Origin of the sequence: Spiroplasma sp. BIUS-1 (genome assembly GCF_010365805.1) — a bacterium.
Classification (GTDB): Bacteria; Bacillota_I; Bacilli_A; order Mycoplasmatales; family Mycoplasmataceae; genus Spiroplasma_A.
Window position 1 is genome coordinate 399,523 of record NZ_CP048386.1, and the last position, 23,891, is coordinate 423,413.

Here is a 23,891-nt window from a genome sequence, read left to right on the forward strand (position 1 = left end):
TAACATGAGTACATTAGGGATACAAGATCAAGAATTTAATTACGTTGAATGTAGAGACGTTGAAATTCTTGTTGCAGAAATGAAAAAGTATATTAAAAATGCTAAATTAATTGATGAAGTTAAGAAAGCATATTATTATGCTGAAGAAAAACATAAAGACCAAAAAAGAAAGAGTGGAGATCCTTTTATAATCCATCCACTTTCAACAGGTTATTACTTAGCTCAATGAAGAATGGGTCCAAAAACTATTATTGCAGGACTTTTACATGACGTTATTGAAGATACTCCAGTTACTTTCTCTGAAATAGAAGAATTATATGGAGTTGAAGTTGCCGATATCGTAGAAGCTGTAACAAAAGTTAGTTACTTTACAAAAGAAAATCGTGAACAAATGAAAGCTAATTATTTAAGAAAACTTTTCTTATCAATGATTAGAGATATTAGAGTTATTATTGTTAAAATTGCTGACCGTATGCATAACTTATTAACTTTAGAGTACATGAAACCTGAAAAACAAAAAATTATAGCCAAAGAAACTTTAGAAATTTACTCAACAATTGCTCACAGAATTGGTATGAAAACTGCCAAAAATATCTTAGAAGACTACTCTTTTGAATACTTAAATCCAAAAGAATATAGTCGTGTGAAAAGTCTTTTAGAAGAAGATAAAACTTCAAGAAAAGAAATAATTGATGACATAATTGAAGAAATTAATAAAAAATTAAAAGATGGTGGAATTAAAAACGCTCAAGTTTTTGGTAGATCAAAAACTATATATTCAATTTATAGAAAATTGACTCAATTTGGTAAATCATTTAGTGATATCAATGATATTTTAGCTATTAGAATTATTACAGATAAACAAGATGATTGTTATAGAATATTGGGATGATTGCATGAACTTTTCACTCCGCTTTCAGGTAGATTTAAAGATTATATTGCAACACCTAAAAATAACTTATACCAATCACTTCACTCTACTTTAGCAAGTAAAGATGGTATCATTTTTGAAGTTCAAATAAGAACTAAAGAAATGGATGAAATAGCAGAAAACGGAGCTGCTGCCCACTGAAAATATAAAGAGGGAGAAAAAACTGTTGATATTGCAGAAAAACAAAAAGAAATTGACTTAAAAGTTGATATGTTTACAAGATTAATGAATCTTGAAAAATTAGCAACAGAAAGTATAGAAATTGATTATAAAGAAGAATCTGAAAAACTTGATTTAAGTGGTGAAGTTGTTGAAGAAACTTTCAAATCAGACTACTTATCTCCAATGATCTATATTCTTACTCCTGATGGTAGTGTTGTAAACTTACCATTTGGTTCTACTGTTTTAGACTTTGCTTATAAAATACATACTGAAATTGGTAGCAAAACAGTTGGTGCTAAAATAAATGGGGTATTTTCTCCATACAACACAACTTTAAACTCTGGAGAAATGGTTGAAATTCAAACTTCAAAAGATACAAACCCTCATGAAAAATGATTGCGTTTTGTAAGAACAACAACTGCTCGTAGAGCTATTGAAGATTATTTAAATGCTGAAAAAGCAAAAGAAGCTGAAAAAGAAAAAATAACAAATCAAAAAATCATAAGAAATGTTAAACGTGAAATTGACAGATACATCATTGCAAATAATTTAAAATGAAATGTAAATTCTCTTGATGAAATTCAAAAGAAACTTAGTGTTTTAGATTATAAAAACATAGATGAATTCTTATTATCTGTTGGAAATGGTGACTTTTCTGTTCCTGAAGCTGTAGAAATTGTTTATGTATCAAAACAAGAACTTAAAGATATTGAAGTTATCAATGATATGAAAACAAGAAAATATAAATCAGCAAAAGGTAGAGATGATTTAAGAATTAATGGAATTGAAAAGGTGAGTTGTTCACTTGCTCAATGTTGTTATCCTGTACCAATTGAACCAGTAACAAGTTTTATGTCAAAAACAAAGGGTATTCAAGTTCATAGAAGTGATTGTTTAAATATTACAAATATTAAGAAAGTTAAAAACTTACTTGAAACTGAATGAATTGAAAAGAAAACAAATAATAAAAAATATAATGTAAAAATTAGAATCAGCGCTTATGATAGACCTGGTATCTTATTAGATATATTCACTGTATTTGCAACTCAAAGAGTTAACTTAACAGAAGTTAAAGTTATTTCTCAAGAAGATGACTATACAGGAAAAGGAAGTATGATAATTAGTGTTAGCGATTTAGATCAACTAAACATAATTATTAAAACTATTTCTGAAATTCCTGGTGTTATTGCAGTTGCAAGAGCTAGTTCTTCAGAAAGCCCAATAAATTAAAAAAGTACAGTAAAATGTATTTTTTTATTTCTAACCCTATTAATACTATTGTTAGTGCTTCTTAAATATGCTATACTATATTTAATTATTATATTTTAATAGTGGAGGTACCTATGAAAAAAGAAATGATCTATTTACCAATTCAAGAATTTGTTCAATCAAACTTGGATTTTAATATTGCTTCAAATAGAAAAGAATCTGAATATGATTTCAACTTTACAAGATGAAAAACAATGATTTTCTCAAGTCAAAAGTTAAAGTTTGTTTTAAAATATGCACAATCAGTTTTACAATGATTAAGCAAAGTTGTTAATGTACAAAACTTTAGTGTGTCAATCGATACAACTACTGTTGATAGATTTAACTTATCTATTTATGAATTTGACACTCATGTGTTCAACTGTTCATTATTCACAAACTTCTACTTAATACCAGAAGGTGACTGATCAAGTAAAATATTTGAAATGCACTTTTCAAAATTCGATTTAAGAAATGGTGAATTACAAAAAAAAGAAAACACTAGCTTTTGAAAAGGTGAAGAAGGTTTTGAAAAATTTGTAAACATGCTTTATGCAATTATAAAAGAACCTTATAAATTTGAAAAGGTAGCTCCAGTACAATGACAAATTGACTTTAAAGATAAAAAATTATCAAGTTCACAAATAAGAATGCAACTTGCATCATTGGTTCAAACAGGTGTTAGACCGGAAGATCCTTATTTAACAATTGAACAAGCTATGAAAATTGAAAATGGTGCAAATCCAGAAGTTGTTGCTCAAGAAGCTAAATCTGAAAGTGAATTAAAAGAAGTTATTAATCCAATTTGAGATGAAGCAATCGAACAAGAATCTAAATATAGAGACTTAAACTTCGCTATGGCAAAATCAAGAGGAATTGACCCAACTAAAAAAAGAAAAAAATAATATGGAAACATATTATTTTTTTTAAAATGTTTTTTTGGTTGTTTTTGGTTGTTTTTTATCTTTTTTGGAATATCATATTAATGAGGTGAAAGAATGATCAGAGAAGAGAGACTGAAATTAATTCTTGACTTTGTAAACGCGCAAGATTATTGTTCTAATGAACAAATATCAAAACATTTAAACATTCCATTCACCACTCTAAGAAGAGATCTTACAGATCTTCACAATGAATCTAAATTAAAAAGAGTTCATGGGGGAGCAAAGACCATTAGAGAAAAATCAATATTGGAAGCAGTTTTAGATGAAAAGCTGGAAGTAAATATTGATGCTAAAAAAATCATAGCTAAAAAAGCATTAGCATGTATTAAACCGTTTGAGACAATCTTTTTAGATGCTGGCTCAACAACATTTTTCTTAGCACAGATAATAAAACCAGAATTTAATAACAAAGTTTATACAAATTCAATTATCAATGCGCAAATATTGGCAAAAAATGGTGTTAAAGACATTAATTTATTACCAGGAAAGTTAAAAGTCTCTACAGTAGCTATATGCGGTGTTGAAACAATTGCAGCACTTTCAAAGTATAATTTTGATTTAGCTTTCGTAGGGATTAATGCAGTAGACAATGAATACAATTTCTTCACAACAGATGAAGATGAAGCAGAAGTTAAAAAAATAGCTATAGAGAATTCTCAATTTGCATTTGGTTTAGCAGATACATCAAAAAATAACTCTAAATCACTTGTTAAATTTAGTGATAAATCTCAAATAGCACTTATCAACGAAGAGGTATAAAAACATGATATATACATTAACATTAAACCCCGCAGTAGACCATATTGTTTTGGCTGACAAAAAAGTAGAACTTGGTGTAACTAATTATTACAGTGATGAATACAAAGTTGTTGGTGGTAAAGGAATAAATGCTGGAATTATTTTAAAAAATTTATCAGCAGAAGTTCAAGCAATTGGGATTATGGGAGAAGAAAATAAGGAAATATTTTTAAATAAATTTAATGAAATTAATTTAAATAATAAATTTTTCTTAAATTCAGGGTCAACAAGAGTTAATTATAAAATTAAACACTTAGAATCAAAACAAGAAACTGAATTAAATGGAATGGGATTTCAAACTCAAAAAGAAGTTTTAGAAAGCCTTGTCAAATATTTAAAAGATAATTTAAAAGAAAACGATATTGTAATGTTAACTGGAAGTGTTGCAATGGGTATTGAAAAAAATATCTATGAACAAATTGGTAAACTTGCAAACGAAAAGAAAGCAACATTAATTTGTGATGCTACAAACGATCTTTTAAAAAATGTTTTAAATGAAAAACCATTTTTAATTAAACCTAATTTAGAAGAAATTTGTTCAACATTAGGAATTGAGTTTAATGAGGATATAACTTTTGAAGAAACAAAAGAGTTAATTCAAAAATTAAAAGATTTAGGAGCTCAAAATGTTTTATTAAGCATGGGTTCAAAAGGAAGTTTATATTTTGATTCAAACAATGATATTTATAAAGTTGGAATAGCACAAGGTAAACTTGTAAACTCAGTGGGAGCTGGAGATAGTATGCTTGCTGGATTTGTATATGGTAAATATAAAAATCTAAGTATTGAAAATACACTTCAATATGCAGCTGCAAGTGGAGCTGCAACAGCTTTTAATGAATGACTTGCTTCAAAAGAAGAAATTGAAAAATTAGTTTCACAAATTACAGTGGAAAAATTATAATAGGAGGTTCACATGGAATTAAAAGATTTATTTGCTAAACAAATAAGTTTCTTTGATGTGGATTTAAATTCAAAAGATGAAGTTATTGAATTTTTATCTAACAAACTTCAAGCAGAAAAATATGTAAAATCTGTTGAAGATTTCAAAGCAGCTGTTTACAAAAGAGAATCTGAAGGATCAACAGGTGTTGGTGATGGTATTGCCATTCCTCACGTTTTAAATCCAACAGTTCAAAAATCAGCAATAGCATTTGCTAAACTAAAAAATAAAGTTGATTGACAATCATTAGATGATCAACCAGCTGATTTAGTATTTATGATTATGACAAACGGAAAAGATGGAAATGAACACTTAACAGCATTAGCTGATTTATCTGGTTTCTTAATGAAAGCAGATGTTCAATCTAAACTTAGAAGTGCAAAATCAATTAAAGATGTTCAATCAGCATTAACAAAAGAAGAGAAAAAAGTTGAAAAAGTAGAAAAACCTGGAAGTTATGATGTAATTGGTATTACAGCTTGTCCTACAGGTATTGCTCATACTTACATGGCTCAAGAAAAGCTAGAAGAGTATGCAAAAGCAAAAGGTTTAACTGTTAAAATTGAAACTCAAGGACGTAGAGGAATTGAAAACAAATTAACACAAGAAGATATAGATAATGCAAAAGTAATTATTTTAGCTCATGATAAAGCTCTTGAAGGACTTTCAAGATTGAATGGGAAAAAAGTAATTGATACAAACACTAAAGAAGCTATCTTCAAAGGTGATCAATTAATTGAAAAATATAAAAAGGGTGAAGGATTGACTGAAGTTAAAGCTGCAGGAGATTCATCAGATACAAGTGAATTTACAATGAGAAAATTCCTTGATGTAAAAGGTAATTTACTTGGAGGAATTTCAAGAATGTTACCATTCGTTGTTGCTGGAGGGATCATTTTAGGAATAGCATTCTTAATTGACTTTGCTTCAGGTAATGGGCAAGTTGACTGAAATAGTCCATTTGCAATAAATTGATTGCACAGTCAAGAAGGTAATCCAACAGAATGAAGTCAAGCTTTAAAAGATCAATTTACTCCGATATGAATGGGTAACTTTGGTACTCATAATCCGGGAGCTGGTTGATTTGCTGCAATAGGTAAAACTTCAATGGCTATGATGGTTCCAATGCTTGGTGCTTTCATTGCATTCTCAATTGTAGGAACACAAGGTTTAATGCCTGGTATGGTAGCTGGACTATTTTCATCAAACATAATGGGGTTTGCATATTCATCAGATGAAACAGGATGAAATGGTCTATGAGGAAGACTTTTAAGTGACAATTTAAAAGGATCAGAATCAGGATTTATTGGAGCTATATTTGGAGGTTACTTAGCAGCTTTATTAGTTGTAGGTTGATCAAAAGCTATGGCTAAATTCCCTAAAGGATTACAAGGAGCAAGAGATATAGTATTTATTCCTGTAATTTCATTATTATCAATTTCATTAACAATGTTTGTTATTAATATTCCATTAGGATATGTAATGGGTGGAATAAGTTTAGGTATTCAAAAACTAGCAGAATTGAATCTATTATGACTAGTATCAATATTAATTGGATTTATGATGTGTGTTGATATGGGTGGACCGATAAATAAAATTGCTTATTCATTAGGTAATTTAGCAGTTGGTGGTAAATTAGTTACTGATTTAAATACACAAGGTTATAATGACCAAACAATTATTATGGCATCAGCTATGTTAGCTGGTATGTTACCTCCATTAATGGTTGCTATGTCAACTGTTATTTTCCCAAAAGCTTGAACAGCAAAAGATAGAGATGCTGCAAAAGCTAACTGATTAATGGGTGCATGTTTCGTTTCAGAAGGTGCTATTCCATTTATGGTTAAAGATCCAAAAAGAGTTGCTGTTTCAGCAATGGTTGGTGGAGCTTTAGTTGGTGGATTAGTTGGAGCATTAAAAATTAAATTATTAGCTTCACATGGTGGTATATTTGTATTCCCATTATTAAGCTCAAGTTACTTAGAAAATGGAACATCAATGACAGGTGGATCAATTGCTCTTGGTGCTGGTGGAGCATTAATTATTGTGTTGGGAGCAAGTTTCTTATCAGCAATGATTTTAGGAATTTGAAGAACAGCAGATATTAGAACTGGTAAATTAACTCTTGACTCAACAAACGGAGTTAAAGAAGCAATTGAAGCAAAAATTCAAGCTGTAAAAGCAAATGATAAAATTAAAGATAAAGATAAAAAATTAACTGTATTAAGTACAAAATTAACTCAATATGGAGAATTTGAATCTGACTTAGTTGTAAGACAAAAAGCTTATCAAGTTAAATTAGCAGAAATGGCTAAAGAAAAAGAAATTAGACAAAAAGCAAAAGAAGCTAGAAAAGCAAAATAGTTATTAAAAAATAAAAACCCTAAAATTTAGGGTTTTTATTTTTCTCTAATAGAAAAAAGTGTAAAATATTATGGTTAGAGGTGAAATTATGATTCAAAAACCAAGAGGAACAGAAGATTTAATAGATTTAAAAGCAAAAGAATATTTTGCTTTAGAATTAACTATTAGACAAATAGTAGATACATTTAACTATAATGAAATCAAAACTCCAATTTTTGAAAGTCTAGAACTTTTCAAAAGAGGTGTTGGTGAAGAAACTGATATAGTTTCAAAAGAAATGTATACATTTAAAGACAGAAAAGACAGAGAGTTAACTTTAAGACCTGAAGGAACTGCCCCAACTGTTAGAGCTATTTTAGAAAACAAAATGTATATAAATGAAAATCTTCCTTTAAAGTTATTTTACTTTGGATCAATGTTTAGATATGAAAGACCTCAAGCTGGAAGAAACAGACAATTTAACCAATTTGGTATTGAAGTTTTTGGTCCAAAAACTGCAGAGATTGATAGCGAAATTATTTGTTTATCTTCAACAATATTAAATACAATAGGTTTAGATAACCATACAATTCATATAAATTATTTAGTTAATGGTGAACAAAGAAAAAACTATATTAATGATTTAAAAAAATATTTAGAACCAAAAGAACTTTGTGATGATTGTAAAAGAAGAATTGATACAAACCCTTTAAGAGTTTTAGATTGTAAAGTTGATTCAAAAAAATTCAGTGATGTTGTTGATATGAAAGATTATTTATCTGATGAAGATAAAAAATATTTTGAAAACCTAATATCAAATTTAAAAAACATTGGAATTAATCCAGTTGTTGATAAAATGCTTGTAAGAGGTTTAGATTACTATACAGGATTTGTATATGAAGTAAAAGATAAAAAAGGTTCAACTCTACTTGGTGGAGGAAGATATGACGAACTTGTAAATCAATTAGGAAATGTAGAACTTCCTGCAGCTGGTTTTGGTTTGGGAATGGAAAGAATATTAATTGCTCTTCAAGAAGAAGAAATTTATATTTCTGAGCCTGTAAGCTTAGATGCTTACATAATTGGTTTAAGTGAAAAAGCAAAACAATTTGCAAACATCTTAATGTTAATGTTAAGAAAATCTGGTTTAAAAGTAGATTTTGATTTTATGAACAGAAGTATGAAATCTGCATTTAAACAATCTGAAAAACTTAACTCAAAAAATATAATTATAATTGGTGACAATGAACTAAAAGAAAATGTTGTTGTAATTAAAAATCAAATCACAAAAGAAGAAAAAAAAGTTGCATTTGAAAAAATAGTAGATGTAATAATGGGAGAATAAAAGAATGAAACGTACACACACATGTGGTGAACTTACTTTAAAAAATGTAAATGAAAATGTAATTCTACAAGGTTGAGTAACTAAAGTTAGAAAAATGGGTGCAATGAACTTTATTGATCTAAGAGATAGATACGGAATTACTCAACTTGTAATTGATGAATCAATTAGTTTAGAAAACATTAAATCAGAATATGTTTTAGAAGTTGAAGGAAAAGTTATTGAAAGAAAATCAAAAAACTTAGATTTAAAAACAGGAGAAATTGAAATTAAAGTTGAAAAAGTAACTTTAATAAACAAATCTGAATTAACTCCTTTTGAAATTAAAGATGGTATTGAATCTCAAGAAGATACAAGATTAACTTATAGATATCTTGATTTAAGAAGACCTGAAATGCAAAACAACTTACTTATTAGAAGTAAAATGAATCATGTAATTAGAAACTTTTTTGTAGAAAAAGAATTTATTGAAGTTGAAACTCCAATTTTTGGTAAGTCAACTCCAGAAGGAGCAAGAGACTTTTTAGTTCCTTCAAGATTAAATGAAGGTAAGTTTTATGCATTGCCTCAATCTCCACAATTATATAAACAATTATTTATGATTTCAGGATTAGATAGATACTTTCAAATTGTTAAATGTTTTAGAGATGAAGATTTAAGAATTGACAGACAACCTGAATTTACTCAATTGGATATGGAAATGTCTTTTGCTGATGCAAACGACGTTATGGATACAATTGAAAATCTTGTTAAAAAAGTTATTTTAGAAATAAAGGGAACTGATATAAAAGAATCAATTCAAAGAATAACATGAAAAGATTCAATGGATAAATATGGAAATGATAAACCCGACTTAAGATTTGGTTTTGAAATTCATACATTAAACGAAATCTTTAATGGAACTGAAATTCCTTTATTTTCTAATTTAGAAAACAAATCAATTAGAGCGATTTGTGTTGACTCTCTTTTAAACAAAAAAGAATTAGAAGATTTAACTGAAGTTGCAAAACAAAATAGTGTAAATATTTTAGCTTTTGCAAAATATGATTTAAATGAATGAACAGGATCAATTGGTTCTAAACTTTCTGATAATGAAAAAACAAATTTAGTTAAAGAATTTAATATCGAAAAACCATCAACTATTTTATTTGTAGTAGAAGAATACTATAAAGCAAGTCAGGCAATGGGATCAGTTAGAAATAGAGTTGCAAAACTTTTAAACCTTCTTGACTCAGAAGTTATGAAGTTAGCTTGAATTGTTGATTTCCCATTATTTGAATTCTCAGAAGAAGAAAATAGATTTGTAGCAGCTCACCATCCATTTACAATGCCAGCAGATGAATCATTGGATAACTTTGATACAAACAAAGAAAAAGCACTTGCAAAAGCTTATGATATTGTTTTAAATGGATTTGAAATTGGGGGAGGAAGTCAAAGAATTACTGATTCTTCAATTCAAAAAAGAATGTTTGATGCAATTGGCTTAACAGAAGAACAAATCGAAACAAACTTTGGATGATTTGTTAATGCATATAAATATGGTGCTCCATATCATGCAGGATGTGCTCTTGGGTTAGACAGAATTTGTATGCTACTTACAGGTTCAGAAAATATTAGAGAAGTTATTGCTTTCCCTAAAAACTCATCAGGAACTGATCCAATGACAAATGCTCCAGATAGAGTTACAACTCAACAATTAGATGAATTAAATATTAAATTAAAATAGCTTTTAAAAGCTATTTTTTTTATAAATCGTTATAAAACAATAAATAAAATAGTATTTTCTATTTTAATTAATAATTACTATATAATATAAAAAGTGTTTAATGACACGTCTTTTGATAGCGTAGTATTTATTGCCTTTAAAAGAATTTATATAGAAAGGCAATATACTTATGGGATTTGATAACAAAGATAACTTTAGACGTTCAAGAAGTGAAGGTGGATCAAGAGACGGTGGATCAAGAGACGGTGGAGATCGTGGCGGAAGATCTGGTGGATTCGGTGGTCGCGGTGGAGATCGTGGCGGAAGATCTGGTGGATTCGGTGGTCGCGGTGGTGACCGTGGCGGAAGATCTGGTGGATTTGGTGGACAAGGTGGAAATTCAGGAAGAATTGACAACTTTGAAAAACCTCTATTAGAACTATTAAAAGAAATTAGTGAAAAACTAGATCTTTTATTAACTAAATAATTTAAAAAAACTTTCAAGTATTATATTTGAAAGTTTTTTTATTTATAGTGAGTGTTTTTAAGTATCTACACCTTTAAGAGTGTTTTTCTATTAATTATAGGTCAAATGAGTTATAATCATTTTAATAAAAAGTTAGGAGAGATATTATGGCTTTAGACAACAGTGTAAAAAATTTAATTGGAAACCTATTTAGAATAGATAAAAATTTAGAGGTATTTGCCCCTGGTTATATTGATTTAAAAAAAGTAACTGAAGATAACTTACCTTGATTAGGTCTTAAAAACCTAAATAGAGTTGTTTATTTTGCAACAACTTTCAATTATTTCTTTTTTGAGACAATGATTGCAGATATTACAATAGCTTTAGATGCAAAGAAAAAAGAACCAATAATCATTGAAGTTAGAGATAATTTCACAAACCTAATTGAATTAGAAAAACTTGGATTTTTACAATCAAAAGTTGAAAATATACCTCCATCACAAATGATGTTATTAAGAGATATTTATAAATTTATATATACAAAATATGATAAATTTAATGCTTTATTTGAAAATGATCCAAACATTAAATTATTAGCAAAACACAGTGGTAACTTATCTGCTCCAATTTTCTTAGAAGATAAAGAAGTGTATGAATACTACGAAAAAGCTGCTAAACAAATATTTGGTAAATAGTAAATTCCTTATTAGGAATTTTTTTTAGGTGAATGAAATGAAAAGAATCGATGCTGAAAACAAATATAAATGAAACTTACTTGATCTTTATAAAACAGATGAAGATTTTTTAAAAGACTTAGATATCTATATTGAAAAAAACAAATCTTTATTAGCTTATGAAAATAAATTAAACATAAAAGAAACTTTCATTGAGTTTTTAAAAAAATCAATTGAAGTAGATAAAAGTGGAAGTAAAATAGGACATTTTTTAAAGTATCTTTACATTGAACAAAAAAATGAAAGACTTACAAATTTAGATTCAATTTATAGTAAGAAAATGCAACAATTTGATGGAAAGTTTTCTTGAATAAATGAAGAAATCAAAAATGTAGGAGAAACATTAATACTTGAATGATTAAAAAGCGATGAAAAATTAAAACACTACTCAAAAAGTTATAAGGATTTTTTTAAACATATAAAATATTTGCTTCCTCAAAAAGACAGAGAGTTAATATCAAAAGTTTCATCTTCGAGTTCTATTATTTATGAAATGTATGAAACAATGAGATTTAAAGATAATGAAGAAAAAGTTCTTAACTTTAATGGTAAAGAATATATTGTTAACCAAAAATTTATTTCAGATATACTAACTTACTCTGATCCAATTAAAGATCAAGAACTTAGAGCTTTAGCAAGTCTAAAATATAAAGAAGATAATAATTTTAAAAAACACACATTTGCAAAAATTTATGACTCAATTGTTAAAGAAGAAATTGAGTCAAGCAAACTTGTTGGAATGAAAGGGTTTAAAGAAAACTTTTTTGATGATGATGACTTTGCTTTAGATGATTTTTTAAATTTAATAGAATTTACTTCAAAAAATTCGAAAGTATATTATCGTTATTATCAAATAATTAAAAATTTCCTAGGATTAGAAAAATTTTATGGAACAGATTCTGGATTAGAACTTATAAAAGCAGAGAAAAAAAATTACTCTGTAGAAGAAGCAAAAGATATAATAAGAAACTCTCTTAAAGTTTTGGGAAATGAATATTTAGAAAATTTAGAAAAGTGTTGAGAAGATCACAAAGTTGATTATTTTGAAGATGAAAATAAATCAACTGGAGCTTTTACCGTTAGCAGCTACACTTATGATTCTTTGGTTTCATTAAACTTTACAGATGATGTTGATTCAATTTCAACTCTTGCTCATGAAATGGGACATGCAGTTCATAATTTATTTGCAAAACAAAATCAACCCAAACCTTTAAATGGTTTTTCAAATATGATTGCAGAAGTTGCATCTACTTTTAATGAACACTTGCTTTTTGATTACTTAATAAGAAATGAAACTGATGAAAATAGAAAAATAACTTTGATTCAAAATAGGATAGAATTTATTTTTAATAATTTCTTTTCTGCTGTAGCTGATGCTAAGTTTGAGTTTAGTTGTTATGAAGAAAGTGAAAAGGGTGAAACACTTACTCTTGAAAAAATTTCAAATATATTAAAGTCATCTATAAAAGAAACTTTAGGAAAAACAGTTTTTGATAAATATAATTCAGATGCTATAAATTATAGCTGAATTTCTATTTCACATATTTTTGAACAACCTTTTTATATTTATAAATATGCTGTTTCAATTGCCGTTTCTTTTAAACTTTACTCAGAATTTAAAAAGACAAATAATCCAGATGTTATTTTAAACTTCTTAAAAGATGGTGGGAGTTTAGAAGTAACTGAATTATTTAAAAAGTATGGTTTTGATTGCAAAGATCCAAACTCTTATAATGAATTAGTGGTTGAAGTTGAAAATTTAGTCAATGAATTTGATAAACTATTAAATAAAAAAAGTTAATTATGAAATCATAATTAACTTTTTTTCTAATAAACATTTCCTAAAAATCTTGCATAGTTTTGAATTATTGAATTTGAAAATACAATAACTTCAATTGAGTTTATATTAACATCAATTAAATCTTGTTCTGATATTTTACTTTTCTTTTTCAACATTCTTGCATACTTCATAATTTCTCTAACAACATAATCAATACTTGTAATGTTTTCTTTACTTGAAAATACTTTTTCTGAAAGTAGTTCTACATAATCATCTTCTTTAATTATTTTTAGTATTTCTTTTTTATAAATTTCAAAATATTTAATTACACAATTATTAACTAACTCTAAAGCAAATTCACTTTTTTTAGCAATATCTTTTTTCTCTATTGCTTCATAAAAATCACAAATTAATTCAATTGACTTTGTTCATCCTAAAATATATACATAGTCAACAATTAGTTTATGGAACTTAGAAAGTAATTTACCGTTAGTGTTAATTAACTTAAACTTTTGATTATAAAAGTTAGTGTAATTATCTATTTGTTGAAAAAACTCTGGATAGTTATCATAGTTATTTGTATATTCCAACTTAAAATCATCTGGATTTTTATTAAACTTAATTAATCATTTCTTTAATTTTGAAATATTCTTTATTATATTTTTTTCTCAATATGGATTTACATTTTTTAAATGAGAAACTTGTTTTTCGTTTATCTTAAATGGCTTAAAATTACTAATCATTTTATCAAACTTTCTATAAATCGTTATTTTTATTATATATTAATAATATACAAAGAAAAGGAACACTTTATGATTGGAAAATATGATTTTAAAAATGAAGATATAGATCAAGTTCTAGAATTCTTTGAACCTGCAATACATACAATCAGTGTTCTTTTAGAAGCTCAAAAAACTGAGTTAATTAGAAACAATTTAATTGAAAAAGATTTTGAAAAACTTTTTAACTTTTTTAAAAACATGGAATATTTAGATGATTTTAATGAAGGAAAAGATCTAATCTCATACTATTATGATGATTATTGAAATCAGTTGATTGTTTTAAACAAAGAACAAGTAGTGGATAGACATAAATTTTGACCTAATATAATATCTATTCATCAAATTTCTGAACTTTTAGATAGATGAATAAAGATAAGTTATGAAAATAAAAAGAATAATAAAAGCATTTTAAATTTAGAAGAATGCATACATGATATTAAAAACTTAATTGATAATCATTGTGAAAACTTAAGAAAAGCTGAAAAGGGGCTTTTCTTTAATAAACAAATAAATGAACTTTTAGATATGTTTAAAAACTCAAGTAAATTCAAAACAATGGAAAACTCAGCTGAAATAATACTAGATATTATTGAGGAAAAAAACTTCTCTAACGATCAAATTCATGATATATTTGAACCTAATTCTGAAGAATACTGAAATACATTTAATATTCTAACTAGAATTTCAATATTATCTGGATTTGCACTATTATTAGAAGAACAAATAAAAGGTTAATAATAGTTGTTTTGTACAATACCCAAGGCAGATAACTTTATATTTGACCATTAATTTGTTATAATACTAGTAATTGACCATTAAAGGGAGAAAATAATATGCAAGTAAAAAAAATTATAGTTAAAAACTTCTTAAATCCAGGAGAACAAAAGTTCGTTTTTAATGATGATCAAGTCTTAACAAGAGGTATTTTCCATAATCCAAATGAAATACCTATGATAAATGATTTAATCAATGGATCATGAATTGAATCAACTATGAGTTTTGAAAAATATTATCCAAAATTTGCTAAAAAACTAAAAAACAAAGACATGGATTTTCAAATCGATGCATTATTTTCTTTAGAAAAAGAAGATTTGGATGAATTAAACAGAATCTTAAAAGAATTTGGGGTAGCAAAACCTTACAAATCAAGAGCTTATTATTACTCAATTAAATGTGTATATCCATACATTTTCCCTATAGTTAGTTTAGTGCCTGCAGAATTTAAAAATGAACCTATAATTGGTATTGGAAATCATTATGATAAATTCTTTAAATCAAGCTTAAATAAAAGAGATATTTTAACAATCATGGGAATTAGTGCTGTTGGAAAAATTAGAGATAAATACTTTGAATACAAAAACTTTGATGTTAGAGATGAACAAAAAGTAGTTTACAGAAGATACTTAGATGTTATTAAATCAACATACAGATATGATGAAGAGTTTATCAAAAAATTAGGACAAGCAATTTACAATATTGATGATGGAGATATCATTAACTATGCTGATGAAGTAGAGTTCTTCTTAAGAAATGAAAACTTCACAAACTTCTTGGATACTATTCCTTTACTAAGGGAAGATGAAATGCTAAGACATGACTTTGCACAATTATTATTTGATGTATACTTAGTAGATTTAAAATGAATTTATTCTGTTAGAACATCAAATGATATTGTTGAAATAAGACAAAACTTATTTGATAATGGTTGTGAAAAAGCATTTTACTCAAAAGAGTTAATTAATTTCTTTAAAACAAAATTAACTTTAGATAAAAAATTATTTGATTACAGTGTTTCTATTAATCACTTTAATAATGATCTTGACGAATCAGTTGTTTACAAAGGTGAACCTCAATTTGAAAAAATATTTGAAAAGGGAGCAGTTGAACCTAAGTTTGTTGAAATAAAAGACCCTAAAAAAGTTAAAAAAACAAAAATAAAAACAATGAAAGAAAAATTAAAGAAAACTAAAAAAGAAGAAAAAACTGAAAAGAAAATTAAAAAAGAAAAAGTTAAAAAAGTATTAAAAGATACAAATGCAACTAAAAAGAAAATTGAAAAAGAAAGTAAGATTAAAAAAATAGATAAATAATAAATGCTATTGTTTATCTATTTTTTATGGGGGAGTTATTATGGCTGAAATAAAAGAAACAGATATATTATCTAATTTAGTAGACAAACAACAATTATACAGATCTGCTAAGAATACAAAAATTTCAAATGAAGATACACAAAGATTCATTGATTCAATTTTTGGAAATTACTATTTAGATAACGATAATATAAACTTTCTAGTTAAAAATGGATACAATTTCTTTTCTTTCGAAGATGATGAATTATGTTTTTGTCTAAGTGGGGAAGAATTTCAAAAATGTTGTAAAGCAAATTTGAAAGATAAAAAAGATGAAAAATATATTCCATTTATTAAAGCTATTATTACTTACGAAAACTATAATGACTACCTAGATTTCTCATCAAAGTTATTTGAAAAAACATATTCAAGATTAGCTGAAAATGAAAAATGTAATATTCCATATTGTGAAAACAAAGCTGTGGAAAATCATTTATATAATTTAGATTTTGAAAAAGATAAATATGTTTCTTCAAATAAAAGAAATATATTTGATAACAATTACCAAATGGGTCATTCATTTTTTAATGAAGTACAAAACAATCAATTTGTTTACTTTGGTTTTTGTGATCAACACTTTATTAAAATAAAAAACACAGAAGTTACTAAAGAAAGTTCTGATGAAGAAGTTTTAACACTTAACTTCACAACAGTTGTTTATAAATTATTCTTAGCAAGAGTTCAATTGGAAGCTCTTAAAGAAGAATTTAGAAATTACTTTAATTCAATTTTAGAAGAAAATATTAAAACATTATTTATTTACAATCTTAAAAAAATTTCTAATCATGTAAGTTCTTTAATTGATACTTATAATTTCTTTTTAGAATCTCTAAAAGGTGATTCAAAAAATTATGAAATAGTTAAATTTAATTTACCAAAAACAAAAAACTTTAGAATCAAAGATGTGTTTCAACCACAAATAACTCCAGAAAATTTTAAAGTAGTTAATTCAATAAATAACTTTTTTATACCAGAAAGTTTTGCAACAATAGTTATGAATGGAGATAAACATAATTCTTTTATAACAATGGTTTACGATAAAAGAAACGAAAACATGAGTGAGTTTTTCAAACAGTACTTAAAAATTGTTCAATCAAAAACTAAAAGTGAAGCTGCATTTATATCTAACTGTTCTCTGATATTGGCAGACAACATTATTTATGATAAAAAATTCTTTGATGATTTAGAAGATAATGAAAAATTCTTATATTCAGCTTTGAATAAATTTAGATTTCAACACCCAAATATGGGTCAAGAATATTTAAAAATGAAATTTTTTGCAGGATTCAATAAAGGAAATAATTTCTTTTAAAAAATAGAGGTGTTTTAAATGACGGGAATAATAAATTCAGGAGATATCTTGAATAAGTTAACAGATTTTTTATTAGTTCAAGGTGATCAACACGTTTTACTTAATGGGCCTGAAAGATCTGGAAAATCTACTATAGTTAATTCTTTTAGAGATAATTTAAGAAATGAAGGTTGAAGTACTATTACTTTTAAACCAGATGACTTAGATTTTTCAAAAGATCTTTTTGAACAATTTATTTCTATTTTACTTATGGGTATAAAGAGAAAACTTGGTCAAAGTGAATTTTTAAGATTTTTAAAAAATAGAAACTTAAAAAATATTGTTAGAAAAAAAATAAAAACAAATAATAGGGCAGTAGCCTTTAGATATTTTTTTCATCAAGATTATAAAAACTTCGATGTAGACAAAACAGAGTTGTTAAATATTCAAACACTTATTGAAATCAATGAAGCTATAAAAAAATTAAACATAAAATTATTATTAGTGTTTAATGATTTTGAAAATTGCGATCTTGTATCTGATCTAAGTGAATACAAAATGATAAGAAAAGTTAAAAAATATTTAACAGAAGCAAAAATGATTACAACTTTTAACTTTAGTGATATGGATTCACTTCCTGTTACAATTAAACTTAAATTAGAAAGAACTTTTGATAAAGTAATTGATTTAAATAAAGAATCATTATTATTTAGTCATCCTAATTTACAAGTTAATCATTTTATTAGAAAAATAAATGTTAAAGATATATTTTTAATAAACTCAATAAATGAAAGTTTAGACTTACCAGAAAAATGATTAAAGAGAAATTTTGACTTTCATGAAAAAACAGAAAACAGAGTTTTATATTATGATGAAATATATTTTGTAATGTGATTCTTACTTTACATTAGAGTCAAAGATATCAATCAATATAATATGGTAATTGAAAATATAGATCTATATGATGCTTTAATAAAAAACAAACTTACTGCAGAAGAAATAGATATTCATCATAACTTAGGAAATTTAAAATACTTAAAATTACTTTTAAAAACTAGAGGTTATGAATTTGAAACTGAAACTAAATATTTTGAAATACTAAATATGATTGATAAGCCTTTAAAATCAAATAACCCAATGTTAATAACAGTGGAAACAAAACCAGGTTTTTTAAACATAATAAATGAATACGCATTTTTATTTATATTCAATTGTGTTTTAAATAATGTTGAGAATGTAATTGCAAATGATAAAGCAGAAACATTATTGTTGAACTTTGAAGAAAATCAAAAAGAGTTAGAAGTTTTTGCAAAAACTTTAAACCCTAGAAACATCAAACAAATAACAACTTCAAAAGAAAAAGAGTTATATGATTTAAATGTCTTTAATATAATTAAAAAACTAATTTCTAAGATATAAAAAAATCACTATTTAAATAGTGATTTTTTTATATTTATTCTACTGAATGTTCTCAGTCTATATTGTTTTCTTCAGCCTTATTTTTGTTGTAACATTCATCACAAACATATATTGCTATTTCATCTTCGATATTTTCATCATAGATATATAATCTTTTTTTATCCATGAAATTTAAGTCGTTATTACAATCTTTGTTTTGGCATTGTTCTTTCATAGTATCAACTCCTTATTTTTATTTTACTCCTTATTTGCATAAAAGAAAGTTTATAAAAATAAAAGGGCGAAATTGGATATAAAAAAACCCACTAAAATGTAGGTTTTTTTATAATAATTTTTTATTTATTAAAAGTTACTTGTTTTTAGAATTACATAATCAACTTTTTTGATGTCGTTTAATGTAGTTCCTCCAGAATATGAAATAGATGATTGAAGATCTTCTTGCATTTCTTTGTAAGTTTCCATTAATTTTCCTCTTACTTTGATTAATTCTTTCTTACCTTCAACATATCTTTTTTCACCTTTATTATATTCACTAGCACTTCCGTAGTATTCTTTGAATAATACTCCATCCACAGTAACGTTAGCTCCTGGTGATTCTTCGTGAGCTGCAAATAAACTTCCGATCATACACATTGTAGCTCCAAATCTTAATGATTTAGCAATATCTCCGTTAACTCTTAAACCACCATCAGCGATAATTGGTTTGTTAGCAGCTTTACTACATCATTTGATTGCTCCGAGTTGTCATCCACCAGTACCAAAACCAGTTTTTAATTTAGTAATACATACTTTTCCTGGACCAACTCCAACTTTAGTTGCATCAGCTCCTCAAAGCTCTAAGTCTCTAACTGCATGAGGTGTTCCAACATTTCCTGCAATAATGAAAGTTTTATCTTGCATGTTTTTTCTAATGTGGTCAATCATGTTTTTAACACTAATTGAGTGTCCGTGAGCAATATCGATTGTGATATAGTCAGGAATTATATTATCTTTTGTTAATCTTTCAATTAATTCATAATCTTCTTTTTTTACACCAACACTAATTGATGAAATTAAGTTTGCATCGTTCATTTTTTTAGTGAAAGCATATGAATCAACATTGAATCTGTGCATTACATAAAAATGTCCTTCTTTTGCAAGCATTTCACACAATTCTTCATTAATTACTGAAGCCATGTTTGCTGGCATAACTGGCATTTTAAATGTGTTTTTTCCAAGTTTTACTTCTGTGTTACATTCACTTCTAGAATTAACAACACACATACTTGGAATAAGTTGTATATCTTCATAGTCAAAAGCGTACATTTATATCTCTCCTTGTTTCCTATGAGATTATAGCAAGTATTTTAAAAAAACAAAATAAAATAAAAAAATAACCAAGTTGGTTATTTTAGAATTTTTTAGCAACACTAATGATTTTTTCAGCTATTTGATCAATTGCTTCATCAGGGTTCATTGTTGAAACTGGAGCAATTTTTGTTCCAGCAAATAAAATTGGTTCATTTACTTTTGCACCAACAAATTCTCAAGTTCCTTTTAAGAATTCTGTGTGGTTTCCTCATGGATATCATCCAAATGGAGCACCTTGTGTTGTTAAGATTTGAACGCTTAAGTGTTCTAATAAACCTTTAGCATCTCCTTGTTTAACATATTTATATGAAAAAGTTTGATCTGCTAATAAAACGTGGTCTAAATAGTTTTTAATTAAACCTGAAACGTTGAAGTTATTCATTGGACTTGAAATAATTACTTTATCAACTTCTTTTAGTTGGTTAATGTATTTAATTGCATCTTGTTCATTGAAATAAGTTCCAAAGTTTTCTCTTGAAAGTGTTTTATGAGCCATTTCTTCTTTATTTAAATCTAATTCAATAATTTCATCTTCTGGATTTAAATTTTTGTATTCTTTAACAAATCTATTTGTTAAAGATAAAGAAAATGATTTTTCAGCAGGACTAACTGTTCCTGTTATTACTAATACTTTTTTTGACATAATTTTCTCTCCTTATCATTAACTTTATTTTATAGTTAAAAATGTTAAAAAAACTTCATAATTTAATAATTTAAATATAAAATATAATTTGAATATAGAGGTATTAAATGGAAAAAGTTACAATAATTATTATTGCTGGGGGTAGTGCAAGTGGAAAAACTACAGTGGCCCAGACAATAGCTAATGAAATCTTTATGGACAAACCAGTAACTCATTTATCAATGGACAGTTACTATAAAGATTTTAGTGATTTAACTTTTGAAGAAAAACAGTTATTAAACTTCGATCACCCAAGTGCATTGGATATTGAATTGCTGTGTAAACATCTAGATGATTTAAAAAACTTTAAATCAATTGATGTTCCGGTTTATGATTTTAAAACTCACTCACAAAAAGGTGAATTTATTAAACTTGAACCTTCAAATGTTGTTATTTTAGATGGAATTTTATCTTTACATGTTGAAGAGATAAGAAAAAGAGGAGACATTAAGTTATTTATAAGAACTGATGATGATATTAGATTCATTAGAAGACTTATGAGAGACGTTAATGAAAGAGGAAGAAAATTAGATGATGTTGTAAGTCAGTATTTAAATACTGTTAAACCAATGCACAAATTCTTTGTAGAACCCTCAATTGATTATGCTGATTTAATAATTCCTTATTATGAAGGAAATAGCATAGCAATTGATATGGTTGCAGCTAAAATAAGTAGTTTATTAAAGAAATAAAAACATTAAATATGAAAGAAAATGAGTTAAAAAACTCATTTTTTTGTTAAAATTTTTCTCAAATTAAATGTTTTTTTCAACAAAATTGTAAAAAAATTCATAATTTTGCCTTATTTATTGACTTTATAAAAGAAATTGACATTTCAAAAGTAATTATGTTATATTTAGTTTAAATGGAATAATGAGGTATTAATATGGCTGAAAACAATAAGAATTTATCTTATACAGAAGATAGTATTCAGATATTAGAAGGATTAGAAGCGGTAAGAAAAAGACCAGGGATGTACATTGGATCAACTGATTCAAGAGGTTTACACCACTTGGTTTGAGAAATAGTTGATAACTCAATCGACGAAGCTTTGGCTGGAATATGTACTGAAATTAACGTATCTATTGAAAAAGATGGATCAATTACAGTTAAAGATAATGGTAGAGGGGTTCCAATTGGTAAGTATAAAGGAACAAATCAATCAACTCCTGAAATTATATTCTCAGTTTTACATGCTGGGGGAAAATTTGGTGGTGATGGTTATAAAACTTCTGGAGGACTTCACGGGGTTGGATCATCAGTTGTTAATGCGCTTTCAAGTAAATTTAAAGTAACAATCCACAGAGATGGGGTTATTTCAAAAATTAAATTTGCAAATGGAGGTAAATTGGTAGAACCTTTAAAACAAATTGGAACAAGTAAACAAAATGGAACTACAGTTAACTTTTTACCTGATGAAACTATGTTTTCTACAACAAAATTCTCATTTTCTACAATAAGTGAAAGATTAAAAGAGTCAGCTCTTTTAAATTCAGGGCTAAAATTAACATTAAAAGATAATAGAAGTGACAAATATGTTGAATACATTTATGAAAATGGTTTAACAGAATTTGTAAATGAACTTAAAGGTGATCAAAAAGCACTATGTTCACCAATACTTTTAAAAGGTAGTGAACAAAATATTGATGTTGAAATTGCTTTAACATATACTACAGATTTTTCAGAAACTGTATTAGGATTTGCAAACAACGTTAAAACAAGTGATGGTGGAACACACATGACTGGTTTTAGAAGTGGTTTGGTAAAAGCTTTAAATGAATATGGAAGAACACAAAACATTTTAAAAGAAAAAGATAAGAGATTGGATACTTCTGATATAAAAGAAGGTCTAATAGCGATTGTTACAGTTAAAATTCCAGAAAGTTTAATTCAATATGAAGGTCAAACTAAAGGAAAGCTTGGAACTAGTGAAGCTAGAATTGCTTGTGAAAAAGTAACTGAACAAAACATTAGTTTCTGACTGCAGGAAAACAAAACAATAGCAATATCTATAATAGAAAAAGCACTTTTAGCTAGAAAAGCAAAAGAAGAAGCTAGAAAAGCAAGACAGGCAGTAAGAGATCAAAAATCAAAATCAAAATCAAGAACAATGCTTGGTAAACTAACTCCAGCACAAGGAAAAAACAAAAATGAAAACGAATTGTTTTTAGTCGAAGGGGATTCAGCTGGTGGTAGTGCAAAATCTGGAAGAGACAGAAAATTTCAAGCAATCTTGCCTTTAAGAGGTAAGGTTATAAATGCTGAGAAAACAAAATTAATTGATTTATTGAAAAATGAAGAAATAACAACAATAATTAACGCTATTGGAGCGGGAATTGGAAGTGACTTTGATCTAAGTGATTCAAACTATGGAAAAATTATTTTGATGACAGATGCCGATACTGACGGTGCTCACATACAGACATTACTACTAACATTTTTCTACCGTTATATGAAGGAACTTATTGTAAATAAAAACATTTACATTGCAATGCCTCCTTTATTTAAAGTAACAACAGGATCAAACAAAAAAGATTTTATATACTTATGAACTGAAGAAGAGTTAGCAAGTTTTATGAAAAAATCTAAATCAAAAGTTGAGATTCAAAGATATAAAGGGTTAGGTGAAATGAACGCTGACCAACTTTGAGAAACAACAATGGATCCAGAACACAGAAAACTTATTCAAGTAACAATTGATGATGCATTAGCAGCTGAAAATTCATTTAGAACTTTAATGGGAGATAACTCAGAGAAGAGAAAAGAATGAATTGAAGAAAATGTTAAATTTACACTTGAAGAAAATGTTGATTTCATTTAATTAACAAATAAATCTAGATTG

20 protein-coding genes are annotated in these 23,891 nt (G+C 26.7%); 16 read left to right on the plus strand and 4 right to left on the minus strand.

Annotated features, from left to right (window positions below):
- Positions 1 to 4: 4 nt before the first annotated feature.
- The 10 genes from SBIUS_RS01910 to SBIUS_RS01955 all read left to right on the plus strand — a co-directional run bounded on the left by SBIUS_RS01910 (position 5) and on the right by SBIUS_RS01955 (position 13,417).
- Positions 5 to 2,323, plus strand: coding sequence for a bifunctional (p)ppGpp synthetase/guanosine-3',5'-bis(diphosphate) 3'-pyrophosphohydrolase (locus SBIUS_RS01910; protein ID WP_162684818.1), 2,319 nt, complete (start codon positions 5 to 7; stop codon positions 2,321 to 2,323).
- A 113-nt stretch (positions 2,324 to 2,436) separates the two neighbouring features.
- Positions 2,437 to 3,246 (plus strand): hypothetical protein, encoded by an 810-nt coding sequence (locus SBIUS_RS01915; RefSeq protein WP_162684819.1) that lies wholly within the window; start codon positions 2,437 to 2,439, stop codon positions 3,244 to 3,246.
- Between the two features lie 93 nt (positions 3,247 to 3,339).
- On the plus strand, positions 3,340 to 4,044 hold the full coding sequence (locus SBIUS_RS01920) for a DeoR/GlpR family DNA-binding transcription regulator (RefSeq protein ID WP_162684820.1): 705 nt from the start codon (positions 3,340 to 3,342) through the stop codon (positions 4,042 to 4,044).
- Between the two features lie 4 nt (positions 4,045 to 4,048).
- Entirely contained in the window at positions 4,049 to 4,987 is a 939-nt protein-coding gene (gene pfkB, locus SBIUS_RS01925; protein ID WP_162684821.1) for a 1-phosphofructokinase, read from the plus strand.
- A 12-nt stretch (positions 4,988 to 4,999) separates the two neighbouring features.
- On the plus strand, positions 5,000 to 7,390 hold the full coding sequence (locus tag SBIUS_RS01930) for a fructose-specific PTS transporter subunit EIIC (protein WP_162684822.1): 2,391 nt from the start codon (positions 5,000 to 5,002) through the stop codon (positions 7,388 to 7,390).
- Positions 7,391 to 7,460: 70 nt separating this feature from the next.
- The gene (hisS, locus tag SBIUS_RS01935; protein ID WP_238988304.1) at positions 7,461 to 8,714 is read left to right on the plus strand and encodes a histidine--tRNA ligase; all 1,254 of its coding nucleotides are present in this window, start codon (positions 7,461 to 7,463) and stop codon (positions 8,712 to 8,714) included.
- 4 nt (positions 8,715 to 8,718) lie between these two features.
- Entirely contained in the window at positions 8,719 to 10,437 is a 1,719-nt protein-coding gene (gene aspS / locus SBIUS_RS01940; protein WP_162684823.1) for an aspartate--tRNA ligase, read from the plus strand.
- A 169-nt stretch (positions 10,438 to 10,606) separates the two neighbouring features.
- Positions 10,607 to 10,903 (plus strand): hypothetical protein, encoded by a 297-nt coding sequence (locus SBIUS_RS04405; protein WP_203352891.1) that lies wholly within the window; start codon positions 10,607 to 10,609, stop codon positions 10,901 to 10,903.
- Between the two features lie 146 nt (positions 10,904 to 11,049).
- On the plus strand, positions 11,050 to 11,577 hold the full coding sequence (locus tag SBIUS_RS01950) for a hypothetical protein (protein WP_162684824.1): 528 nt from the start codon (positions 11,050 to 11,052) through the stop codon (positions 11,575 to 11,577).
- 37 nt (positions 11,578 to 11,614) lie between these two features.
- Complete coding sequence (locus tag SBIUS_RS01955; protein WP_162684825.1) at positions 11,615 to 13,417, plus strand: M3 family metallopeptidase; 1,803 nt, start codon at positions 11,615 to 11,617, stop codon at positions 13,415 to 13,417.
- Positions 13,418 to 13,443: 26 nt separating this feature from the next.
- On the opposite strand, the gene SBIUS_RS01960 is transcribed toward SBIUS_RS01955, so the two are convergent.
- Positions 13,444 to 14,139 carry a hypothetical protein gene (locus SBIUS_RS01960; protein ID WP_162684826.1) on the minus strand — a complete coding sequence of 232 codons (696 nt, stop codon included), beginning with the start codon at positions 14,137 to 14,139 and terminating at the stop codon, positions 13,444 to 13,446.
- A 69-nt stretch (positions 14,140 to 14,208) separates the two neighbouring features.
- Here SBIUS_RS01960 and SBIUS_RS01965 point away from each other — a divergent pair, with 69 nt between their 5' ends.
- From SBIUS_RS01965 to SBIUS_RS01980, 4 genes are all read left to right on the plus strand, one after another.
- Positions 14,209 to 14,913 carry a hypothetical protein gene (locus tag SBIUS_RS01965; RefSeq protein ID WP_162684827.1) on the plus strand — a complete coding sequence of 235 codons (705 nt, stop codon included), beginning with the start codon at positions 14,209 to 14,211 and terminating at the stop codon, positions 14,911 to 14,913.
- A gap of 98 nt (positions 14,914 to 15,011) precedes the next feature.
- On the plus strand, positions 15,012 to 16,268 hold the full coding sequence (locus SBIUS_RS01970) for a hypothetical protein (RefSeq protein ID WP_162684828.1): 1,257 nt from the start codon (positions 15,012 to 15,014) through the stop codon (positions 16,266 to 16,268).
- 40 nt (positions 16,269 to 16,308) lie between these two features.
- Positions 16,309 to 17,619, plus strand: coding sequence for a hypothetical protein (locus SBIUS_RS01975; RefSeq protein WP_162684829.1), 1,311 nt, complete (start codon positions 16,309 to 16,311; stop codon positions 17,617 to 17,619).
- Between the two features lie 18 nt (positions 17,620 to 17,637).
- Entirely contained in the window at positions 17,638 to 19,017 is a 1,380-nt protein-coding gene (locus tag SBIUS_RS01980) for an ATP-binding protein (protein ID WP_162684830.1), read from the plus strand.
- A 34-nt stretch (positions 19,018 to 19,051) separates the two neighbouring features.
- Here SBIUS_RS01980 and SBIUS_RS01985 read toward each other — a convergent pair whose 3' ends face one another.
- The 3 genes from SBIUS_RS01985 to SBIUS_RS01995 all read right to left on the minus strand — a co-directional run bounded on the left by SBIUS_RS01985 (position 19,052) and on the right by SBIUS_RS01995 (position 21,010).
- On the minus strand, positions 19,052 to 19,231 hold the full coding sequence (locus tag SBIUS_RS01985) for a hypothetical protein (RefSeq protein WP_162684831.1): 180 nt from the start codon (positions 19,229 to 19,231) through the stop codon (positions 19,052 to 19,054).
- Between the two features lie 128 nt (positions 19,232 to 19,359).
- Positions 19,360 to 20,322, minus strand: a complete 963-nt coding sequence (locus SBIUS_RS01990; RefSeq protein ID WP_162684832.1) for a GMP reductase — start codon at positions 20,320 to 20,322, stop codon at positions 19,360 to 19,362.
- A gap of 85 nt (positions 20,323 to 20,407) precedes the next feature.
- Positions 20,408 to 21,010, minus strand: coding sequence for an FMN-dependent NADH-azoreductase (locus SBIUS_RS01995; RefSeq protein WP_162684833.1), 603 nt, complete (start codon positions 21,008 to 21,010; stop codon positions 20,408 to 20,410).
- A 107-nt stretch (positions 21,011 to 21,117) separates the two neighbouring features.
- Here SBIUS_RS01995 and udk point away from each other — a divergent pair, with 107 nt between their 5' ends.
- Positions 21,118 to 21,741 (plus strand): uridine kinase, encoded by a 624-nt coding sequence (gene udk / locus SBIUS_RS02000; RefSeq protein ID WP_162684834.1) that lies wholly within the window; start codon positions 21,118 to 21,120, stop codon positions 21,739 to 21,741.
- 194 nt (positions 21,742 to 21,935) lie between these two features.
- Positions 21,936 to 23,870, plus strand: coding sequence for a DNA topoisomerase IV subunit B (gene parE, locus SBIUS_RS02005; protein WP_162684835.1), 1,935 nt, complete (start codon positions 21,936 to 21,938; stop codon positions 23,868 to 23,870).
- The last annotated feature ends 21 nt before the right edge of the window (positions 23,871 to 23,891 follow it).